A 16,180-nucleotide genomic window follows, 5' to 3' on the forward strand; every position below is an offset into this window, starting at 1 on the left:
AATTCGCGCTGCTGCCACCGCGCGCCGGACGGAGCGGCCCCGTCAGGCGGCGAGGACGGTGCGGACGATGGACTCGTCGCCGTCGATTTCGACCAGTCCGAGGGTGCGGGCTTCGCTGAGGGTGAGGGCGCCGGCGGCGAGGCCGAGGATGTAGGCGGGGTCGGCGCGGACGGTGGCGTCGAGGGCGCGGCCGTCATGCGGGCCGACCTCGAACCCGGCGGGCGTCGCGCGGAGTTGGAAGGGCGGGCCGCCGATCTCGAGGCCGATCGTCGCCGAGGGGCGGACTTCGACCCGGGCGTCGAGCAGAGCTGGTACGGCGAGGGCGAGCCATTCGGGGCGGAAGGAGTCGCCCTCGGGGCCGCGGAGCATCAGGGGGGTGGACCAGCGGATCAGGCTCTCGATCGGCCGGCGTAGTTCGGCGCCCCACGGTGTGAGGGCGTACTCGACCACGTTGCCGACCCCCGCTAGTCGTCGCTCGACCACGCCGGAGGTCTCGAGGTCGCGGAGCCGGTCGGCGAGCAGATTGGTCGCGATGCCGGGTAGACCGTCGATCAGGTCTCGGTAGCGGGCAGGGGCGCTGAGGAGCTGGCGGACGATGAGCAGGTTCCATCGGTCGCCGACGACTTCGAGGGACCGGGCGAGCCCGCAGTACTGGCCGTAGCTGCGCATCATTTCCTTCAATCGCTTGAATTTCTCAAGTACACGTGAGATCCTCAAGCTTACCGTGCTGCCGAGCTCAGAGGGGTTCACGATGGCCGATATCACCAAGAGCGTTCGGCCCAGCTGGGTCGACGACGACCTGTTTCCGTTCGAGAGCCGTTTCGTCGATATCGACGGGCACGCCGTGCACTACGTCGACGAGGGGTCGGGTCCGACACTGCTGCTCCTGCACGGCAACCCGACCTGGTCGTTCCTCTGGCGCGATGTGATCGGTGCGTTGCGTGACGAATTCCGTTGCGTCGCACTGGATTATCCGGGCTTCGGGCTGTCGACTGCGAAGCCCGGCTACCGTTACCTGCCTGAGGAGCACGCCGACGTGGTCACCAGGTTCGTCGACACGCTCGATCTCGAGGGTGTCACTATGGTCGGGCAGGACTGGGGTGGCCCGATCGGCATGGCGGTCGCACAGCGGCGGCCGGGTGTCTTCGATCGGTTGGTGCTCGCCAACACCTGGGCGTGGCCGGTCAACGGCGACCTGCATTTCGAGGCCTTCTCGCGCATCGTCGGCGGGCTCCCGATCCGCTTTCTGGTTCGGCGGCTCAACCTGATCGTCAACGCGTTCATCCCCATCGGTCATCGACGGCGGAAGCCGAGCGCGGCTGAGATGACCCACTACCGCCGGGCGCTGGATACGCCCGAGCGTCGCCAGGCCTGTGCAGTGCTCCCCGGCCGGATCGTCGCCAGCCGGGCCTTCTTCGCCGAGGTCGAAGCCGGCCTTACCGACATCGCTCACCTCCCGACATTGATCGTGTGGGGTGACGCCGACTTCGCCTTCCGGCCCCAGGAGCGTGAGCGGCTGGAAGCGACGTTCCCTGACCACAAGACCGTGATCGTCGAGGGTGCGGGCATCTATGTGGAGTCCGACGCGCCCGAAGAGTTCGTCGCCGCGATCCGCGACTGGACAGCGACGTAGCGGACCAACGGACCTGAACCGATACGCCCAGCGTCCATGATCGCAGCGGACGCGGGATCTTCAGCGGCTACCTGCATGGTCATCGGCACGTGCGTGCGTTCGGCCGGCCTCGGATGGCCTCCGCCAGTTGATCTTCCGCCGCACGGCGCTGGCCGGTTCGGCCAGCGCGGTCAGCGGCAGATTAGTGCGTTAGTGGGTACCAGGCCAGCGTGTGTCGGAGCCACACAGGCGTGAGAGCAGAAGCCTTGCGAACAGTTGCCCACCGGGCGGTGTCAGTGCCCGTCGCTATGGTCACCGCATGCCTCACCCCGCTCCGCACACCTTCGACCAGGTATGGACCCATTTCCTCCATCACCTCCGCGTGTACTCGCCCGCCTCCGCCGCGACGCTGCAACCCGGCGCCACCGCCGAGCAGATCGCGCATCTGGAAGCTGTCCAGGGTTTCGCGCTGCACCCCGACGTCCGGGCACTGCTCGAGCATCACAACGGCACCGTGTATGTCGACGGGAATGCCGCCGAAGGGGCCGAATTCCTGCCGCTGGGGTACATGCTCGACCCGATCGACCAGATCCTCGCCGGTCACGAATGGCGAACCACATTCAGCGCCGAGAATCGAGCATTGGGTTTGGGCGAGGATACCCTCTACGGCCATGCCCACCAATGGGTTCCGATCGCTCACTCCATCGACGCCGGTATCTTGTTCGTCGAGCACCGCCCCGGACCGACCTACGGTCACGTCATCGAATTGGGTATCGGCTCGGGCGCTTTCGAAGGCACCCTGTGGGCCGACACGCTGCTCGAATTCTTCGACGCCCTCACTTACTCCCTCGACACCCGCACCCCCTTCGACGACTGGATCCCTGGAGTGCGAGAGTCGGACCTCACTGGGAAGTTCGTTATGCACTGGACGTTTCCACCGGTACCGCCCGTGGACGATAACGCTCGGCAAAGACTGATCAATCTCTATGGCAGTCATCCGATGGATATCCCGAATGGTCTTAGACTCTCGCACATCACTTGTCCCGAATGTCAGCAACAGGTGCATATAGAGACAAATCGCAGCGGCGGCGCTAGATACCTGCAAGTCCACAACCACCCCGGCGACGGGCACGTGTGCCCCGCATCCAACTGCGGAATCACAGACTCGCAAATCGACCGCCACTGACCGGCCTGTAAGTCCTGGTCGAGCACCGAGGCAATTCGCTCGCCACGCAGCCGCAGGATGGCCACACCACCCGCCATCCGTGACCGAACACACTCAATTCGGCCACGGACATCAGAAGGGTCCGAGTTGCCTCGGGCCCGCTGATCTTCCGCAGTGCGGGCGGGCGGGTGAGGGTCAGGCCGGGGCGCCGAGCGGCGGGTGCTCGAGCACCGAAGGCCTGTACTCGACCAACTGGATGCGGCCGTCGAAGGTGCGGTGCTCGATCATCTCGAGGGCAACATCTGGATAGCCGTCGTAGATGCGTTCGGCACCCGTGGCACCGGTGATCACCGGGAACATGACGACCCGGAATCGGTCGACGAGTCCGGCTCGGAGCAGGGACCGGCACAGGCTCACGCTGCCGATCGTGGCCAGAAGCCCGGAGCTACCCGCTTTCATGGCGCGGACCGCTTCGACGGCGTCCTCGCGCACCAGCGTGGAGTTGGCCCACGTCAGCGGACCCTCGAGTGAGGAGGAGAACACCACCTTGGACGCTTTCGTGAGCTCGTCGACGGACGCCTCTTCTTCTGGCCTGAACTCGTCCAGGCCCGCGGGGACCTCGCCGGCGGCGAAGCCCGACATCAGTCGGTAGGTGTTCGCTCCCATCAGATGGGTGGCCTCGGGTTGCTCGCCGAGCCATGCGAGGTACTCCGGGCCCTTGAGGCCCCAGAACCCGGGCCATCCCTCACCCGACGCATACCCGTCGAGAGAGGTGATGAAGTCGACGAGAAGCTCCGACATGGCGATGTCCTTTCCTCGGGTGTCACAAGCTCTGACCGACCAGGAGCCACAAACTCATCGGCCACGCCGTGAGGAAACGAGGTAAACCTATGACACCGCAAGCGATCCTCTCGTCCGAGGGGGGCTGGCCCCAACAGCCGTGTAAGCGGCAGAAGCGTGCGTTCGGCCGACAGGCTGGCTGCCCGAGAAGGTCTCTGCCCGTTGATCTTCGGGTGCGCCGCGCGACCTTTTCGAACGGGCATGAGCGCGCCTTGTTGAACAAGCGCCTCAACCCTCGGACCCGTAACCTCCTGCTTGTGGACACAAGTGGGGCGGGATCGGCTGTGCCGGATGGACGGAAGAAGCGGTATTCGCCGATCAGATCGGTTGCCACGCTGCTCGCCGTCGGCGTATATCTGGCTGCGGCCACCAGACTGATCGTCAGCAGAGATTCCAACGATGCGATCGCGGGCCGTCTATTCGATCTTGCGCTTCTTGCCAGTATCGTGGCGAGCTTCTTCGCGCTTCTCTGGCAAGATCCAGCCGCGCCAGGTAGCTGGCGGAGGGGATGGACAAAGCGTCGGGTACTTTTCGTGTTCGTCACGTCTGGCGTGCTTCTGACCGGCGCTACCTGGTCATTCTTCGGCGGGGGCACGGTAACGGGCCAACTGATGGGCCAAACGACCATGGTTGCTGCCATGCTCATCAACGCGTGGAGCCCGAATTGGGTTCAGCAGCGATAGCTGCGCCCAGTTCGAATGATCTCCACGGCCATAGAGTCACCCGGTCATCGGCATGAGCGCGCACCAGGGAGAGCTGTCGGCCAACCGGTTTGGACGGCCGACCAACGCGCGCAACGCGGCATTACAGGATGCGAGGCTGACCGGGCGCCCGCCACTCGGCGTAGTCCTGCGCAGAGTTCCCATAGATCCACGCCCACTCCCCGCCGGCACGGCAGTGCACCGCCGTCAGAACCATCGACACCACATCGATAAAGGAATCCTGGAACGGTGTTAGCACCACCGGCTCAAATCCACGTCGGTCGAAGAACACGTCGGTATCGCGGCTCTCGGAGATCCGCACGTTCATCCATCGGCCGTCGAAGCTACGAACGAATGTCTCGCCCACATACCGCTGGAACCGATCGACCACTGCAGCGTGCTCCGGCTCGAACAAGGGGTCAACGGCGGAGAACATGGCCATGAAAACTCGCTCCGCATGCGCCAAGCCCACCGCGGTGAACGGATCACCCGGCATGTCAGGCGCATCCACAGCGAAGTACGTCTCGAGCGCGCCGTCCATCTCCGACAACCACGTCAGCCACGCCGGATCATGCTGGTCTTTCTCCCGCTGCCGCAACGCCGCCCGGCTCAACTTTCGGTAGCTACCCATCCCCGATTCCTCGTCTCGATGCAACGCGGGATCAGCCGCGCACCAAGCCCTCACACTAGGTCGTCGACATGAGTACGCACCCGATGGCCGTACAGCGTTCTCCCCGTGGATCTTCCGAGAGCCTGCGGTGGCCGGTTCGAACAGCGCACTATGCGGCAGAAGCGTGCGATGATGTCAGATCCGCGTCAGTGCACGGTTCGGGCGATTGCCAGTAGGTGTGCGCTGGCATTGATCAGCAGTGGGTCCTGCTCAAGCATTCGCGCACAGTGCAATGCTGCTGTCACGAGAGATGGAAAGTTGTGTTGGCCGGCGTGATCGAGTGTGGGCCAGGCCGGACCTTCGATGCCGTAGATATCGACATCCAGGAGACCGGCTGCCTCGATCTCTGTACGGAGTTCGTCTGCGGTATGCCAGTGAGTCCGAACGAATCCGACGTGCCCGTCGTAGTCACTTGTGGCGATCACTTCGCGCACCGCATCTGCCAGCGTGACGTCGAGGCTGCCGTTGGTACCCGTCTCCAGAGCCGACAGATAGCGACTTATCGCGGCCACGATCAGGATGCCTCCGGGACGAAGTACGCGCACGGCCTCATTCAAAGCCGTTGCGCGCTCTTCGGATTCGGTGAGGTGGTACATCGGTCCGAGCAGCAGGACGACATCGACACTGTCGGCGGGAGCGGGCAGCTGCCGGGCATCGCCCAGTTCCGCGATCACCCCGGGCAGCGTCGCAGCCATCTCGACATGTTCGGGTACCGGGTCGATGAGGTGCACAATGTGACCGTTGTTCGCCAACCATTCGGCATGGACCCCAGTCCCGCCCCCGACATCGAGCACTCTTATCGGCGCAGTGAGGACGCGCCGGATCAGTTCTTGTGTGCGAAGGAACTCCAGACGTCCGTGAGGGGATCTGGAGAGGCGATCGTCTTCCGAGGCGTTGGAATACTGCTGTGCGACATCAGAAGTCATATCGAATCCTGAGCCGTGTCTGTACACGACGGCAACGGATTTTGCTTTGGGGGTGCTTCGGGCCATCGCACGCAACTCGGCTACTCGGACATCCCAGTTGCGTAAGTTGTCAAGTGGCGCTAGCGGTTTGGCGGTGGGCCAGGCGGTTTCTTCATTCACCGAGCGGTTATTGCATCATGTTGATCGAAACCCCGAGATCTGATCCGCGGCGGCTGTTGCCCATATCGTGAACAAACCCGGAACAAGCCCGCGACTGGCCCTGTTCGACCTCGACGACACGCTGATCGATCTGAGCGGCGCCTACTCCTGGTGGGCCGCCGAATTCGCCGAGCGGCACCGGCTGAGAGCTGATTCGATCAGCTGGCTGAACACCGCGCCAAAGGTCTTTCCCGGCCCGAAGGATCGACTACTTGCCCAGGCCAAAGCGCAGTTCGGGCTCTCCGAGAGTGTCAGTGAACTCTGGAACCAGTATCGGCGCAGGATCCCGGAGCTGGCACAGGCTCGCCCCGGTGTGCTCGACGGGCTCGCGCGTCTGCGGCGCGACGGCTGGATGGTCGGGATCGTGACCAACGGAGCCCTGGACAACCAACTCGGCAAGATCCGCCGCACAGGGATCGCCGAACATGTTGATGGCTATGTCATCTCGGGTGAGGTCGGTTTGCGCAAGCCGGACCCGCAGATCTTCCGTCTCGCCGCACGGCAGGCGGGAGCCGAGACCGCTGAAGGCGGGTGGATGATCGGAGACGACCCGATCCTGGATATCCGGGGCGGGCGCAGCACGGGAATGTCGACCTGCTGGGTCTCACACGGCCGCGAGTGGACCGGTGGTGTCCTTGGACCTGATGCCAGCGCGCAGGACACATGTGATGCCATCGACACATTGCTGGCGCTGGCCAGCGTACGGGAATGATCTACGACTGCACGGTGACGAGCACACTCAATTCGGCAGTAGCGCGCATTGCGAAGTCCGTTGCCGGGGACGCAGATCCGGCCTTATCGTGCACTGGGCGGCTTCAAATGGTGGTTTCCTGCCTGAATCGCGGCGAAAGTGCACGAATAGGCCGGATGGCCTGCCACGCGATCCTCTGGAGAGCTCTGCAACCGTTTCGAATTCGCGCGGGAAGCGGCAAGACAGGATGTCTGTCGTGGATCAGCGAGCTCTTGTGAGCTCCCTGTCTGACCTTCCAGCGTCGAGCACGCTGACCGGCTGGGTCGGTACGGGTCGGGTAACCGCGAGTGTTTCGCCCCGGGACTCCGCGATGGTTGTCGGTTGGTGTCGGTAGGTTGTCGGCGGTGAAGACAGGAGTGGTTGTGGCCGACGATGATTGGGCGGGTCTGGCGAAGGACATCACGTGGGTCTTGTACCCGGACTGGGACAATGACGAGCGGATGATCTCACCGAAGGATGGCGACAGCGTCCAGCTACGCGACACGCTGACCGGACAGCGGGTGCTGTTCTGGGCTGAGGACAAAGGCATCACTATCAGGGTGACGGTGCCGGACGATCCGACGGACGCTGATCGATTGCGGTCGGTGCTCGATTCGCAGCGGACAACGTCGTTTTCGATGGTCCGTGACTATGAATCGGGTCGGATGGTGCCCAACGATCAACCGCTGTGGCGACCTGTCGAGCTTCGCGGTGGTCGTGAGGAAACCGCGAAGGGCAGCGGGCAACGGATCGAGGAGTACGCACGCGAGTGGTGGACCGGCTGGCGCCATAACGCCGGATATCGGGACGAGGTGGCGACTGCGATCATCGCGGTCCTTCGTGACGGATTGCGCACCACACCTGCACATCTGCGCGTGAGCGCGTACAGCAACTACGGGCCAGATCGAGCCCCTCGCGTCGGTGATGTAGCTCCGGATCGGCCCGCCTCGCGCGGTTTGTCCCCGCACTGTTCGGATTGGGACGAATTCGCCAGCCGTCTCGAGTGGGTGTTGACCACCTTGCCCAACCTGGGCTACCTGAACCTATCGATCCCCGGGCGATCATTGTCCATGCAGCTCAGCAAAGAGCTGGACGACGCGATCCGGGGACTGTGCTCAACCGGCGCTGACGCGAGCGCCCGAGAACCGCAGGATCGAATGAGTGACTTGGGATGGCGCTGGGGCACGCCCTACGGGCTCGAAGGCATGGTCGAGTTCGAACAATGGACCACCCCGCCGGCCGGGACCGGAACAGTGGCCCCGACCTTGGATCGGCTGGTAGCTCTGGTGGTCACGACATTGCGCACCGTCGGCGGCGCTGAGCGGCCAAGCGATCTCGCATTCGAGGCGTTCTCGAACTTGGCAGGGGTCGACGATATGTCTTATGTGTCTGCCGATCTCGGCGTGCCCCATGCCTGATTCGTCGACACCAGAGAATGCGGCGGCGACGTACTCCTCAGAGACGTCCCAGCACGCCGGCCGTCTATCTGCGTGTTGGATCGGTCACTCGTAATCGCAGGGGTGAGCTGATCATTCACCACTGCCGGAACGGGCACGACCCATCCTGTAATCGGTGCGGGTTCAGGTGGTCAACGCAACTCTTCATCGAGTGCTTCTGATTGTGCGGAATCCGAGAGTTTGTCGAATCGGCACGCTTGGTTGATCTTCCGCCGCGCCGGGCTTCCCAGGCGATGGCACGGACAGTCAGCGGAACAGGCGGAAGAACCCGCGCACCTGCTCGACCAGCGACTTCGGCTGCTCGAGCGCGGCGAAGTGGCCACCATGCGGCAACTCCTCGAACCAGCGCAGGTCGGTGAACCGCAGCTCGGCCTCCCGCCTCGACGGGCGGGTGATGTCGCGCGGGTAGACCGACAGCCCGGATGGTGCGGTCACCTTGTCCCGGAAGTTGGCGAAGCTCTCCCAGTACAGGCGCGCCGACGACGCGGCCGACGCGGTGAACCAATAGACCGAGATCTCGTCGAGGATCGTCTGCCGCGACAACGCGTCCTCGGGATGGCCGTCGTTGTCCGTCCACGCCCAGAACTTCTCGGCGATCCAGGCGGCCTGCCCCGCCGGGGAGTCGGTGAGGCCGTAGCCGAGCGTCTGCGGCCGGGTCGCCTGGATCGCCGAGTACCCGCGGCCGGTGCGCTGGAACCCCTTCTCGGCCTCGAGATTCGCCAGCTCCGCGGGCGTCGGGTCGTCGAACATGCCCGCCGCCACGGATCCCAGGTTCAGGTGCACGCCGGCGACCCGCTCGGGCGCCACCTCACCCAGCGCGCCGGACACCGCCGAACCCCAGTCACCGCCCTGTGCGCCGTACCGTTCGTAACCCAGCGAGACCATCAACGTGTCCCAGGCGCGCGCGGTGCGAGTGACACCCCACCCGGTCGTCGACGGCTTGTCACTCCAGCCGTATCCGGGCAACGACGGCGCGACCACGTGGAACGCGTCCGCCGGGTCACCGCCGTGTGCGCGCGGGTCGGTCAGCGGGCCGAGGACCTCCAGGAACTCGAGCACCGAACCCGGCCACCCGTGCGTGAGCACCAGCGGGAACGCGTCCGGCTCCGGCGAGCGGACGTGCAGGAAGTGGATGCCCAGCCCGTCGATCGTGTCGCGGTACTGCGGGAACACGTTCAGCCGCTCGGCGAACCCGAAGTCGTAGTCCTCGGCCCAGCTGCGGCAAAGCTCCTGCGCATACGCCAGCGGCAACCCCTGTGACCAGTCGTCCACCGGCTCGGGCTCGGGCCACCGCGTCCGTCGCAATCGTTCACGCAGGTCCGCGATCTCGGCTTCGGTGATGCTGACCTCGAATGGCTCGGCGGACATGGCAAGGCTCCTTACTGGTCAAGGCGTTATCGGATCAGATGCTCGAATCCGCGCAACAGTAGCCATGGTCGCCACGGGAATATTCCGAGCAGATGTACCCGCGGTCCAGCTCGCCCAGTTCGACACGCGAAACCTACGCCGGGGCAACGACAAAGGCGGCAACGAACACGGCGAAAGATACATGTAATCGGCAGACCAGTGCGTCGTGTGGGACCAGATCCCTGCTGCCGGTTGATCTTCCGCGGTGTCGCGCTGGCCGTTCCGAACAGCGCGGCACGCGGCCTGAGGGGACGTTGGGTCAGCCCGTCCTCAGTGGCCGACTCCTGCCCCCAGCCTCACGGTAGCCGCCGAGTCACCCCACACCCGCGCCGACGTTTCTGGTGATGCATACGAACCATCACATCGGCATTTCAGTGCGTTGCCGATGATCGAGATGACCTCAGCCCGTTGACCTTCGGGGTTACCGCCTGGCCGCTTCGAACAGCGCGCCACGCGGCATTATTGTGCGTTCGTTGCACGGTCGAGAGGGTCGACGCCTGTGCGGGACGAACTGGCGGCCCATAGCTGGGCGGCGGTGTCGGGGTCGGTCATGTGCGGGTGAGGGGTTACTTGGTGTGGTTGGCCGCGGAGGCCGAAAACTCTTGGTCCCCAGAGTTGCCCGCTCGTGATCTCGGTGTCCAGGACGGCTCGGACGATGGGGTGGGCCCCTGCGTGTTTGCCGTGCAGCACCATATTCGCGGGGAGTCCGCGCAGGTGTTGAGCGGTGGTGCGACTGAACAGCGGTGGCCGTGGCGGGGTCAAGATGTCCAGGGCGCCGCCGGGGTGCACGACAATGCTGGCGGTGTCGGCGCCGCGGGCACGCAGGCGGCGATCGAGTTCGAAACCGAACAGCATCTGCGCTAGTTTCGAACGCCCGTAACTACGCTTGGGCCGATAGTCGTGCTCGGACTGCAGATCGGCGAGATCGAGCCGCTCCGACCGGGCCGCGAAACTGCCCACGGTGATCACCCGGCTGCCTGGGGCGGCCGTCAGCATCGGCGCCAGGTGAGCGATCAGTGCGAAATGCCCGAGATGGTTTGTCGCGAACATCAATTCGTGCCCCTGGGCGCTCACGCGGCGTTCCGGACCCGACAGCATGACCCCGGCATTGAGCACGACCGCGTCCAAGCTGTCGATGCCCAGGGCATCGACCGTCGCAGGCAGCGAGGACAGATCCGCCAGATCCAAGCGCACTTGACGCAGCCGAGCACCCTCGACCCGTGTCCGGATCGCTTGCATCGCCAGGTCGCCCTTGACGGTGTCTCGGCAGCCCAGCACCACGGTGGCGCCGCTGGCCGCGAGTTGTTCTGCGGCGAAATACCCGATGCCCGCGTTGGCGCCGGTCACCAGAAATGTCTTCCCATCGGCACGACGGCCGCTCTGCCAGCTCATGCCATCAACCCTCACAGCAAGCTCTTGCACCGCCCTCACATCCCACTGGCATGCCGGCTCACAGGCGGATGCGTGATCGGCTGCGCTGCCCAACTTCGAGCTCGCCACACCGAGCTCGGCGCGGCCACCGATACTCGGTGGCGTCAGACAGTGGCCAGGGCGGCTGTTCGGGTTTCCTTGTGCTGGACAGTGAATGTGGCGATTACGCAGAGGATTGCGACTACGAAACAGGCCAGGGTGTACCAGAGGTTGCCGATGGGGTCGCCCTTGGTGGTCACACCGTTTGTGGCGTTGAGGAAGTCGGGTAGGGCTGTGGCCCAGAGCAATGCGAAGACGGCTAGGTAGGCGACGCTGTAGTAGCGGATGAGATTGTTCGAGTAGCGGGGGATATCGGCGGGGTCCTGGCGCAGGCGCTGCCATTGGCGGAACAGCACTACGGCCGCTACCAGGCTGAGGATGATCAGTTCGGCGGCGTAGAGGAAGCCTCCGGCTGTGGTGCTGAACGAGCCGGCAATCGTTGCGGGGAGCGGCAGGATGAAGGTGCCCAGGGCGGCCAGTAGGCCGATAACTATTGTGCGCCAGACCAATTGGATTCCGGTGAAGCTCCGGCCCCGGTCCACATGGCGGCCGGCGAACCAGTACACGAAGAAGGCCAGCGACATCGGCCACAGGGCGGCGAACACCACCACACTCGGCAGGGGCACCGAATCGAAGAAGGGCTGGTTCAGTGAATTCTTGGTCGACCATTCCCACCAGCGCAGCTGCGGGCCGAGGTGGTCGAAGATCTCATAGAACGCGTGATGCACGAAGCCGACGCAGACCGCGCCGACGAGCGCGCCGTACTGCTTGAAAACGCCCAGCATTCGGACGATCTCGTATGCCACCGTGGCCATGAACGGGTAGATCGCCACGATGTACAGCGGCAACCGGCCCCAGAGGAAATCCACCGTGAACACATTGTGCGCGAACATGGTATCCACATGACCGCTGATGCCGAACGCCGCGGGGAAGTACAGCGGCGGTTCGATGATGAAAAGGTATGCGGTAGCGCCGAACCAGAGCACCAGGTTGGTGGGATCGCCGCGGCGCAGGCGCACGATGGCGAGCACCAGTGCCAGCACCGAGCCGAGAATGACGGTGACCTCGAGCACCGGCAGGGTCCAATTCTCCAGTCCCAGTGGGTTTCGCACCTCGAGGAGTCCACCGGCCTGCTGACAGGAGAAGCCGAGCGCCTTCGCCAGCTGGTCGAAGGTGGATGAGCAATGGTCCGACATCAGTTCACCTTCGCATCCGCGGTGTACCAGCGCGAGACGTCGTAACCGGCTTCGTAGCGCTCGAACCACACAGCGGCGAGATCCGGCAATTTCTCGTGGGCCGGATTGTGTTTCGGCAACTGACTGCGAATGATCCCGGCCATGGCGATGAGTTGCGGACCCAGTCGCAGATCGTCGAACGCGCGTGGCATCGGGCCGTTGTCCTCGAAGTGCAGCCTGGGAATCAGCTTGCGCAGCTTCTGTTTGCCGCGGTGCGAGGCGAACATCGCCAGCGCATCGGACTTGCGATCTTCCAGCGGTACATGCTTGTTGAATCCCGCGCACGCGATCCTGATGACCTTCATGACGTGCCGGAAGATCGACGGGGCCATCCGCATGCGGTACGCATCGCTGCCGACCATGGAGTCGAAGATGATGAGCGCGGAACTGCGGTGCTCGACTTCCTCGACGAAATGCCAGATGAACAGTGAGGCGACCCGGTCGTCGCCGGGCTGGAACAGGGTCGAATCATTGTCGAGCATCAGCTTGAACACCGAGGTGAAGGTCGCTTCCAGGTCTGCGGTGTAGGCCAGCCGGTAGTTCAGCGGGGTCTTCGAGGTGAGCTGATCGAATTCGCCGATCACCTCATCCAGCGTCTCCTGCAGTCCCGGATACGACCTGATCAGGCCCCGGACATGTTGGCGGTGTGCGGTCGAGTGCTGGCCCTCCTGTCGCATGAAGGCATCCGCCTCCTCGGCGACCGCGGCATCGGTGATCAGCGGCTTCGCCTGCGTGATCATCTGCACGATCATCTTCTCGAAGCCGATGGCCAGGAACGAGACGGCATTGGCCATGCTCGAAAAGGCCGGATTTTCCTCGTTCCAGAGGAAGGGGACGTCGTAGTCCTCGAAGGCGAAATTCATCTTCCGCACCACCAGATCTGTCATCAGGTCAACATACAAACATACAGAGCAACGTACAAGTGTATGATTGCCTCGATCGGCGAGGCATTGAGCGGAGATGCGACAACCCCCTGGTAGCGTCGACGCAGTGGCAAGAAGGCGCGGGTGGGGCGGCAGTCCGCCGGAGAGTGATGACGAGGCGTCGCGTCGAATCGTCACTGCCGCAGTCGAATTGATCGGGCGGACCGGCTCGGAAATCAGCATTGCCGATGTCGCCGAATCTCTCGGTGTCATCCGTCAGACGGTGTACCGGTACTTCCCGAGTGCGGATGCGCTCATGCGCGCCTCGGCCATCGCCTCGGTCGACGGCTACCTGGATCGGCTGACACAGCAGGTGAAAGGCATGGAAGATCCGGTCGAAGCCATGACCGAAGCGGTCGTCTACACCCTGACGCAGGTGCCCCGGACCCCGCACCTGGGCATTCTGCTTTCGGCCACCTACTCCAGCGTCCACCCCGAAGGCATCACCTCCGAAGAGGCGCAGGCCTTCGGCATGACCATGATCCGGCGCTTCGACGTCGACTGGGAGCACTACGGCTACGACGACGCATCGCTGCACGAACTCGTCGAATATCTGCTGCGGACCATGCAGTCCTTCTTCATCGCCCCGGGCAATCCGCCGCGCAGCGCCGCCGACCTGCGCCGGTACTTGCGCCGCTGGATGGGGTCGGCCATCATCGCTCAGACCACGAACCGGGTCTGACGCGCGGCTAGGGCGCAGCGAGGACGGCGATCGGGCGGACCCGGGTGGCGCGCACGGTGGTCGAAACCGTTGCGGCGAAGGCGATCAGGACGGTTCCGCCGACAATGCCGAGATACATCAGCACCGAACCGTGCGGGGTCGGCGAACCGGTTTTGACCAGGGAGTACGGAACAACCGTGGTCATGGCGGCGATCGTGCCGAGTCCGACGGCAATGGCGGCCGAGACGGCGCTCTCGGTGGTGACCATGCCCAGTACCTGGCCGCGGGTCGCTGAAGTCAGTTGCAGCACACCGAATTCGCGCCGCCGATGCCAAGTGGCGGCGATCAGTGAGTTGGTCACGGCAATGCCGCAGAAGGCGATGATCATCGCCACCACCAGATAGTTGGCGACGGCGAACTGCGGACCGACATCGTCCGCGGCGGGCCTGGGGACGCTGTCCTCCGTGCTCTGCATGTAGAGCGTGCCGGTCGCGATTCCGACGAGCATTGCGAGCGGCCCGACGACGGTGCTCGACAATGCCGCGCGGGCACCGAGATTGCGCATGGCCAACCGGCCGACACTGCTCGGCACCGCGCCGGAGATGCGTCCGGCTATCGCGACCACGGTGGGGCACAGCAGCGCCAGTCCGATCGAAACCCCCACGCAGGCAGGGCCTGCCGAAGCGGCGAGCACCGGATTGTCCGCCATGAAGAGCGTCCCGATCCCGGCGCCCAGGCCCAGGGCGGTGGACAGCAGACCGAAGCGGAGCCTCGGCCTGGACAGCAGCCTGGATTCCTCTGGTGCGCCGGACGATTCCGCTAGCGCCAGTACCGGCGCGATATTCGACGCTCGCTTGCCTGCGATCACCGCCGCCGCTACTGCCGCGAGCATGGTAATCACGGCACCGGAAATTACTGTCCGCCACGTGGTTACGAGTTCGATCGGAGCGTGGACGACGCCCGCGCCCAGCATTCGGCTCAGCAGGAACGCGCCGAGTCCGATACCGGGCAGCACCCCCACGGCGGTGGCCGGAAGCGCGATGGCGACCGTCTCCACCAGCACCATGCGCCGCACCTGCCCCGGTGTGGTCCCAATGGCCCTGAGCAGAGCCAACTCTCGTCGCCGCTGCTGGACCACGAGGGTGACGGTGGAGGCAATGCCGAACACCACGATGGCCATGGCCCACCCGCCCATGATCGCGGCCAGGATGACCATCGAGTGCCCATTGCCCGCGGGCGCGGCGAGCCCGGTTTCCGTCAGTGTCGCGAACGAGGTGAGAAGCGCGGTCCCCGTGGCGATTACCCCTCCGGAGGCGAGATACGCGGCGGGGCGGGCCCGTATCGTTCCCAGTGCCAGCCGCCCGATCACCGGACACCGCCCGCAGCGCCCAGCGTCGCCATCCGGGCGGCGACCGCATCGGCGGTCGGGCGATGCATCAGATCCACGTTGTGTCCGTCGGCGAAGAAGACGACGGCATCGGCCACGGAGGCTGCCAGCGGATCGTGGGTGACCATGACGACTGTCCGGCCGGCGATATCGACGGCCTCCCGCAGCAGCCTCAGCACCTCGGCTCCCGCATGACTGTCGAGTGCACCGGTCGGCTCGTCGGCGAAGATCACCGCCGGCTCGCTCAGCATGGCCCGCGCGATCGAAACTCGTTGCTGCTGACCGCCGGACAGGGTCGCGGGCCGGTCGTCCAGGTGACCGGCCAGGCCCAGACGGGTCAGCAGGTCGGACAGCATTTGTGCATCGACCCGGCGTCCCGCGAGTTCCACAGGGAGCGTGACGTTTTGCCGGACGGTCAGTGTGGGCACCAGGTTGTAGGACTGGAAGACGAAGCCCAGCCGGTCGCGGCGCAGCCGGGTCAGTTCGACCTCGTCGAGCGTGGTCAGCTCGATCCCATCGATGGTCACCGAACCCGAGTCCGGGCGGTCCAGTCCGCCCGCGCACTGCAGCAGGGTGCTCTTGCCCGAGCCGGACGGGCCCATGACCGCCGTGAACGAGCGCCGGGGGAAGGCCAGTGATACGCCACTGAGCACGGTCGTGGCGGCAGGGCCGGAACCGTAGGTTTTGACGACGTTGCGGAGCACGACCGTGTGCGGGGAGAGGGCCTGCGGTGGGGCGTCTTGCCGATACGATGTACGAGTCATAAATACACCGTATCCAATGTCGTGCAGTGTGGGC

16 protein-coding genes are annotated in these 16,180 nt (G+C 64.7%); 6 read left to right on the forward strand and 10 right to left on the reverse strand.

Features of this window, described 5'->3' with window-relative positions; all coding sequences use genetic code 11:
• Nucleotides 1-42: 42 nt before the first annotated feature.
• The gene (locus tag JWN03_RS11390) at nt 43-672 is read right to left on the reverse strand and encodes a winged helix-turn-helix transcriptional regulator (RefSeq protein ID WP_297613792.1); all 630 of its coding nucleotides are present in this window, start codon (nt 670-672) and stop codon (nt 43-45) included.
• A gap of 79 nt (nt 673-751) precedes the next feature.
• Here JWN03_RS11390 and JWN03_RS11395 point away from each other — a divergent pair, with 79 nt between their 5' ends.
• The gene (locus JWN03_RS11395; protein ID WP_297613642.1) at nt 752-1,633 is read left to right on the forward strand and encodes an alpha/beta fold hydrolase; all 882 of its coding nucleotides are present in this window, start codon (nt 752-754) and stop codon (nt 1,631-1,633) included.
• 298 nt (nt 1,634-1,931) lie between these two features.
• Nucleotides 1,932-2,798, forward strand: a complete 867-nt coding sequence (locus JWN03_RS11400) for an SMI1/KNR4 family protein (RefSeq protein WP_297613644.1) — start codon at nt 1,932-1,934, stop codon at nt 2,796-2,798.
• A 174-nt stretch (nt 2,799-2,972) separates the two neighbouring features.
• Here the strand turns inward: JWN03_RS11400 and JWN03_RS11405 are convergent, their stop codons facing one another.
• On the reverse strand, nt 2,973-3,578 hold the full coding sequence (locus tag JWN03_RS11405) for a dihydrofolate reductase family protein (protein WP_297613646.1): 606 nt from the start codon (nt 3,576-3,578) through the stop codon (nt 2,973-2,975).
• 323 nt (nt 3,579-3,901) lie between these two features.
• Between JWN03_RS11405 and JWN03_RS11410 the strand changes: the two genes are divergently transcribed.
• A complete protein-coding gene (locus JWN03_RS11410; protein WP_297613647.1) occupies nt 3,902-4,300 on the forward strand; it encodes a hypothetical protein in 399 nt (132 codons plus the stop codon).
• 121 nt (nt 4,301-4,421) lie between these two features.
• On the opposite strand, the gene JWN03_RS11415 is transcribed toward JWN03_RS11410, so the two are convergent.
• Together JWN03_RS11415 and JWN03_RS11420 are read right to left on the reverse strand one after the other, a co-directional pair.
• The gene (locus JWN03_RS11415; protein ID WP_297613648.1) at nt 4,422-4,931 is read right to left on the reverse strand and encodes a hypothetical protein; all 510 of its coding nucleotides are present in this window, start codon (nt 4,929-4,931) and stop codon (nt 4,422-4,424) included.
• A 203-nt stretch (nt 4,932-5,134) separates the two neighbouring features.
• Nucleotides 5,135-5,914 carry a class I SAM-dependent methyltransferase gene (locus JWN03_RS11420; RefSeq protein ID WP_297613649.1) on the reverse strand — a complete coding sequence of 260 codons (780 nt, stop codon included), beginning with the start codon at nt 5,912-5,914 and terminating at the stop codon, nt 5,135-5,137.
• A 226-nt stretch (nt 5,915-6,140) separates the two neighbouring features.
• On the opposite strand from JWN03_RS11420, the gene JWN03_RS11425 reads away from it, so the two are divergent.
• Both JWN03_RS11425 and JWN03_RS11430 read left to right on the forward strand, forming a co-directional pair.
• Complete coding sequence (locus JWN03_RS11425) at nt 6,141-6,824, forward strand: HAD family hydrolase (protein ID WP_297613650.1); 684 nt, start codon at nt 6,141-6,143, stop codon at nt 6,822-6,824.
• A gap of 401 nt (nt 6,825-7,225) precedes the next feature.
• Nucleotides 7,226-8,260, forward strand: a complete 1,035-nt coding sequence (locus tag JWN03_RS11430) for a TY-Chap domain-containing protein (protein ID WP_297613651.1) — start codon at nt 7,226-7,228, stop codon at nt 8,258-8,260.
• A 285-nt stretch (nt 8,261-8,545) separates the two neighbouring features.
• Here the strand turns inward: JWN03_RS11430 and JWN03_RS11435 are convergent, their stop codons facing one another.
• From JWN03_RS11435 to JWN03_RS11450, 4 genes are all read right to left on the reverse strand, one after another.
• Nucleotides 8,546-9,667, reverse strand: coding sequence for an epoxide hydrolase family protein (locus tag JWN03_RS11435; RefSeq protein ID WP_297613652.1), 1,122 nt, complete (start codon nt 9,665-9,667; stop codon nt 8,546-8,548).
• Between the two features lie 498 nt (nt 9,668-10,165).
• Complete coding sequence (locus tag JWN03_RS11440) at nt 10,166-11,098, reverse strand: SDR family NAD(P)-dependent oxidoreductase (protein ID WP_297613654.1); 933 nt, start codon at nt 11,096-11,098, stop codon at nt 10,166-10,168.
• A gap of 143 nt (nt 11,099-11,241) precedes the next feature.
• Entirely contained in the window at nt 11,242-12,372 is a 1,131-nt protein-coding gene (locus JWN03_RS11445; RefSeq protein WP_297613656.1) for a hypothetical protein, read from the reverse strand.
• On the reverse strand, nt 12,372-13,298 hold the full coding sequence (locus JWN03_RS11450) for a metal-dependent hydrolase (protein ID WP_297613658.1): 927 nt from the start codon (nt 13,296-13,298) through the stop codon (nt 12,372-12,374). The genes JWN03_RS11445 and JWN03_RS11450 overlap by 1 nt, the downstream gene beginning before the upstream one ends.
• Before the next feature lie 103 nt (nt 13,299-13,401).
• Here JWN03_RS11450 and JWN03_RS11455 point away from each other — a divergent pair, with 103 nt between their 5' ends.
• A complete protein-coding gene (locus JWN03_RS11455; RefSeq protein WP_297613660.1) occupies nt 13,402-14,016 on the forward strand; it encodes a TetR/AcrR family transcriptional regulator in 615 nt (204 codons plus the stop codon).
• Nucleotides 14,017-14,023: 7 nt separating this feature from the next.
• Here JWN03_RS11455 and JWN03_RS11460 read toward each other — a convergent pair whose 3' ends face one another.
• Both JWN03_RS11460 and JWN03_RS11465 read right to left on the reverse strand, forming a co-directional pair.
• Nucleotides 14,024-15,364 (reverse strand): FtsX-like permease family protein, encoded by a 1,341-nt coding sequence (locus tag JWN03_RS11460; RefSeq protein WP_297613662.1) that lies wholly within the window; start codon nt 15,362-15,364, stop codon nt 14,024-14,026.
• Nucleotides 15,361-16,146: an ABC transporter ATP-binding protein gene (locus JWN03_RS11465; RefSeq protein ID WP_297613664.1), complete on the reverse strand. Its 786-nt coding sequence runs from the start codon at nt 16,144-16,146 to the stop codon at nt 15,361-15,363. The genes JWN03_RS11460 and JWN03_RS11465 overlap by 4 nt, the downstream gene beginning before the upstream one ends.
• Between the last annotated feature and the right edge of the window lie 34 nt (nt 16,147-16,180).

The sequence above is a fragment of the Nocardia sp. genome (assembly GCF_025465275.1).
Taxonomy (GTDB): Bacteria; Actinomycetota; Actinomycetes; order Mycobacteriales; family Mycobacteriaceae; genus Nocardia.

Coding starts and splice junctions, on each gene's coding strand:
- JWN03_RS11435 (WP_297613652.1), bottom strand. CDS start 9,667: ATGTCCGCCGAGCCATTCGAGGTCAGCATCACCGAAGCCGAGATCGCG.
- JWN03_RS11400 (WP_297613644.1), top strand. CDS start 1,932: ATGCCTCACCCCGCTCCGCACACCTTCGACCAGGTATGGACCCATTTC.
- JWN03_RS11395 (WP_297613642.1), top strand. CDS start 752: ATGGCCGATATCACCAAGAGCGTTCGGCCCAGCTGGGTCGACGACGAC.
- JWN03_RS11465 (WP_297613664.1), bottom strand. CDS start 16,146: ATGACTCGTACATCGTATCGGCAAGACGCCCCACCGCAGGCCCTCTCC.
- JWN03_RS11405 (WP_297613646.1), bottom strand. CDS start 3,578: ATGTCGGAGCTTCTCGTCGACTTCATCACCTCTCTCGACGGGTATGCG.
- JWN03_RS11420 (WP_297613649.1), bottom strand. CDS start 5,914: ATGACTTCTGATGTCGCACAGCAGTATTCCAACGCCTCGGAAGACGAT.
- JWN03_RS11440 (WP_297613654.1), bottom strand. CDS start 11,098: ATGAGCTGGCAGAGCGGCCGTCGTGCCGATGGGAAGACATTTCTGGTG.
- JWN03_RS11445 (WP_297613656.1), bottom strand. CDS start 12,372: ATGTCGGACCATTGCTCATCCACCTTCGACCAGCTGGCGAAGGCGCTC.
- JWN03_RS11390 (WP_297613792.1), bottom strand. CDS start 672: ATGATGCGCAGCTACGGCCAGTACTGCGGGCTCGCCCGGTCCCTCGAA.
- JWN03_RS11450 (WP_297613658.1), bottom strand. CDS start 13,298: ATGACAGATCTGGTGGTGCGGAAGATGAATTTCGCCTTCGAGGACTAC.